Source organism: Streptomyces melanogenes, from assembly GCF_014649795.1.
GTDB classification, from domain to species: Bacteria; Actinomycetota; Actinomycetes; order Streptomycetales; family Streptomycetaceae; genus Streptomyces; species Streptomyces noboritoensis.
This window is the reverse complement of sequence record NZ_BMTS01000007.1, coordinates 422,602-426,373: the sequence shown is the minus strand read 5'-3', so window position 1 is coordinate 426,373 and position 3,772 is coordinate 422,602. Positions and strand designations below refer to the sequence as shown.

The following is a 3,772-nucleotide window of genomic DNA, read 5'->3' as shown; positions in this document are numbered from 1 at the left end:
ACGCGGACCTGATCAGCGATGACGGCAGCATCCTTGGCGTCGGTCTTGCCCTCGCCGCGGTAGCTCTCGGAGGCGCGGTGAATGGCCCGGCCGGAGATGTAGTGGACCGGCTGGTCGTGGTTGAGGAGGACCGCGATGGCCAGTGCGGCTCCGCCGTCAGCCAGCTCGATGCCCCAGGTCACCTCGTCGCCCAGGGCCAGGACGTCGGGGAGGAGTTCGAGCAGTTCGGGTTCGTCGTTGGCGACGCTGTCGGCGTACACATGAACGCGGCCGGTCACGTACGAGTGAAGAGGGCCGCTTGTTGATGCGGTGAGTCCTGTTGCTCGGCAGTCTGCTGCTTGGTCGGTGAGGGCGGTGGAGGGCGGCTGACGGTGGTCTTGGACCCGCAACGCTGGTTGGAACTCCGGCGGTTTCGTGCCCTGTTCGAGTCGGGTGCGGTGAGCCTGACGGAGATTGCCAAGGAGACGGGGCTGAACCGGAAGACGGTTCGCAAGTACCTGTCGGGGCAGGCACCGTCCGCGCCGCCGAAGCGGACGTCGAACGGCCGGCCCCGCAAGAAGGTGGTAGATGAGGTCGCGCCGCTGATCGACGCAATGCTGCGGGCGGAGATCCTCATCAAGGGTGCGGTGGTGCACGAGCGCCTGGCGAGCGAGTACGGCTTCTCCATCAACTACCAGCGGGTCAAGCTCTATCTGCAAGAAGCCCGGCCCCGGATCGCCGATGAGCTGGGCATCACGCCACGGGAGCTGGCGGGCCTGCACCGCCGTTTCGAGGTGGTGCCCGGGGCCCAGGCCCAGGTCGACTGGGGTGACGAGGGCAAGATCCTCGCCCACATGGGCATCGCGAAGGTCTACTCGTTCCACATGACCCTGTCGTACTCGCGCGATCCATTCTGCTGCTTCACCACCAGCCAGGACCTGCAGACGTTCTTCGACTGCCACCGCCGTGCGTTCGCGCACTTCGGCGGGGTGCCGATGTCGATCGTCTACGACCGGACCAAGACCGTGGTCCGCCGGCACGTCGCCCCCGGCGAGGCGGTCCCGCTGCACCCGGAAGCGGTCGGCTTCGCCGGACACTACGACTTCGATCCCGACGTACTGGCCGCCTACCGCCCCACCGGAAAAGGCCGCGTCGAACGCCAGGTGCTGATCGTCCGCGACCATGTCCTGTCCGGGCGGTCGTTCGCCTCCGTCGAGGAGATGGACGCCGCGTTCATGGCCTGGGTTCCGCAGCGGCGGGCCCGCACCCATGCCACCCACCACGAGGTCATCGGCCACCGGGCGGCCCGGGACCATGCAGCTCTCAAGCCGCTGCCGCCGAGCCCGTATCTGGTGGCCGAGCGGCACCTGCGGCCAGTCGGCAAGGACTGTCTGGTCGCCTTCGACGGCAACCTCTACTCCGTGCCGGCCCGCAAGGTCCGCCCGAGGCAGCTGGTGGAGATCCGGGCCACGAAAGCGCAGATCATGCTGCATGCCACCGTCCCAGACCCCGGCGGTCAGACGCTGTTGGCCATGCACCCACGGGCGGTCGGCCGCGGGGTTCGCGTCGTCGAGGAGACACACTGGGACGGCCTGCCCACCGGCAAGGGCCGCCGCACCACCACCGGCAACGTCCCGCCCCAGCCCCGCCCGCAGCCCCGGGGCGAGGAAGTCGGCCCGCTGCAGGCCCTGCTGAACCGGGCCGCGGCCACCCAGGTCGAGGTCGGCCGCCGTCCGCTGTCGGTCTATGACGAGCTGACGGGAACCCGGCCCTTCACCACCCATCCAGCCACGGAGGAATCCTTGTGAGCGAGCTGACCGGCAACCGCATCCGCACCACGGCCGCCAAACTCGGCCTGCCTCATCTGGCGGAGACCATCAACGAGTTCACCCGCCGCGCGGACGAGGCCAAGATGGGCTATCTCAACTTCCTCGACCTGGTGCTGTCCGAGGAACTGGCCATCCGTGACGACCGCCGCTTCCGCACCGGCCTGCGGATCTCCCGGCTGCCGCACCACAAGACACTCGACGAATACGACTTCTCCTTCCAGCCTGAACTTGACCCGCGCAAGGTCAAGGACCTGGCCACCCTGTCCTTCGTGGAGGCCAAGTCGAACGCCGCCCTCCTGGGCCCGCCCGGGGTCGGCAAGACGCATATCGCCGTCGCCCTCGCGGTCGCGGCCTGCCGGGCCGGCTACTCGATCTACTTCACCAGCCTCGACGACATGGTCCGCAACCTCAAGGCTGCCGAGGCGGCGGGCCGGCTGACCAACAAGCTCGGCTCCTACCTGCGACCGAGTGTCCTGGTGGTCGATGAAGTCGGCTACCAGCCCCTCGAACGCGCCGAGGCCAACCTGGTCTTCCAGGTCATCTCCAAGCGTTACGAGAAGGGCTCGATCATCCTCACGTCGAACAAGACCTTCAGCGAATGGGGCCAGGTCTTCGGCGACGAGGTCCTCGCTACCGCGATCCTCGACCGCCTCCTGCATCACTGCGAGATGATCTCCATCAACGGGCCCAGCTACCGGCTCAAGAACCGCCTCAAGGCTATCGAGCGCGACACCAACGTGGCCTGACCACTGGCCTCATTCAAACGTACAGACCCGGCCGCATCAGAGAGTACGCCGACAGACGCGTCGGGACAGCAGCCGACGGCCGCTCTCGTCGATCGCGACGCAGTGATGGTGGGCTTTGCCTGCGTCGATGCCGGCCCAGATCGCGGCCATGTGGTGCCTCCGTGCGGTGGTGTTGCTGGTGCCTCCCGACGGACGACCTCGCTGTCGATTCCCTACGGAGCGATCATTCGCAATTCCTCATTGGCAGCCGAGTCGTCGTGGGGCATCGGGCGGCCGATCGATGGAAGCCTCTGACGGCAGAAGGTTGAAAGCCACACCCGATACCCCTGGGTGGATGAACCATACGAAGGGCTCACCACGTCCCGCAGAACAACGTAGGGAAGGTTGATCATCATTAAGTTCGTGCCATAGAAGTTTGAGTGGCGCGGGGTGCTGGTCGCCAGGGGTGGCCGTGGGGGGCTCGCGGGGGTGTTCGCGGATCCAGACCTAGGGGCGTATGACCTGGGGCTCTTGGAAGGCGGTGTGCACGTTCGGCGGTCGCTTGCCTCTCTCACCTTCTAGAGCCACCAAACCCAGTAGCTGTTCGGCGCGGACTCTGCCTACCTTCGACCGCATGGCTGACGACTGCTTCGGGCATCCACGGCTCGCCGCGATCTATGACGCGCTCGACCCTGACCGCAGCGATCTCGATCCATACCTTCGGATGGCGGATGAGTTCGGGGCGCGCCGAGTGCTGGACATCGGCTGCGGAACAGGGGTGTTCGCGCTTCTCCTGGCTGATCGCGGGATCGAGGCCGTCGGTGTCGACCCCGCCCTGGCGTCCATCGACGTCGCTCGCGACAAACCGGGCAGTGAGCGGGTGCGCTGGATCTGCGGTGACGCGGCGGACCTCCCGCCGCTGCAGGTTGACCTCGCGACGATGACAGCGAACGTTTCCCAGGCCATCGTTGATCCGCAGCCGTGGCACAGGACGCTACGAGGAGCCTACGAAGCACTACGGCCTGGCGGACATCTGGTCTTCGAGACCCGCGATCCGGCCAGACGCGCCTGGGAAGGGTGGACCCGCGAGAACTCCTACAGCGTCATGGAGATTTCAGGCGTCGGCTCCGTCGAGAGCTGGGTCGAACTCACTGAGGTGAGGTGGCCTCTGGTGACATTCCGCTGGACCTACACGTTCGCCGCGGACGGAGGGGTGCTGACGTCTGATTCGACGTTGCG

The 3,772-nt window shown here is 66.8% G+C and carries 3 protein-coding genes and 1 pseudogene; 3 read left to right on the top strand and 1 reads right to left on the bottom strand.

The window, feature by feature from the left end; all coding sequences use genetic code 11:
* A pseudogene (locus IE252_RS18490) lies at positions 1-245 on the bottom strand (IS110 family transposase); the annotation flags it as partial.
* Positions 246-437: 192 nt separating this feature from the next.
* Between IE252_RS18490 and istA the strand changes: the two are divergent.
* The 3 genes from istA to IE252_RS18475 form a co-directional block, all read left to right on the top strand.
* Entirely contained in the window at positions 438-1,787 is a 1,350-nt protein-coding gene (gene istA, locus IE252_RS18485; RefSeq protein ID WP_444545953.1) for an IS21 family transposase, read from the top strand.
* The gene (gene istB / locus IE252_RS18480) at positions 1,784-2,554 is read left to right on the top strand and encodes an IS21-like element helper ATPase IstB (protein ID WP_190090521.1); all 771 of its coding nucleotides are present in this window, start codon (positions 1,784-1,786) and stop codon (positions 2,552-2,554) included. The genes istA and istB overlap by 4 nt, the downstream gene beginning before the upstream one ends.
* A 613-nt stretch (positions 2,555-3,167) precedes the next feature.
* Positions 3,168-3,772, top strand: a 605-nt coding sequence (locus IE252_RS18475; protein ID WP_229848533.1) for a class I SAM-dependent methyltransferase, incomplete at its 3' end; no start/stop codon positions are given.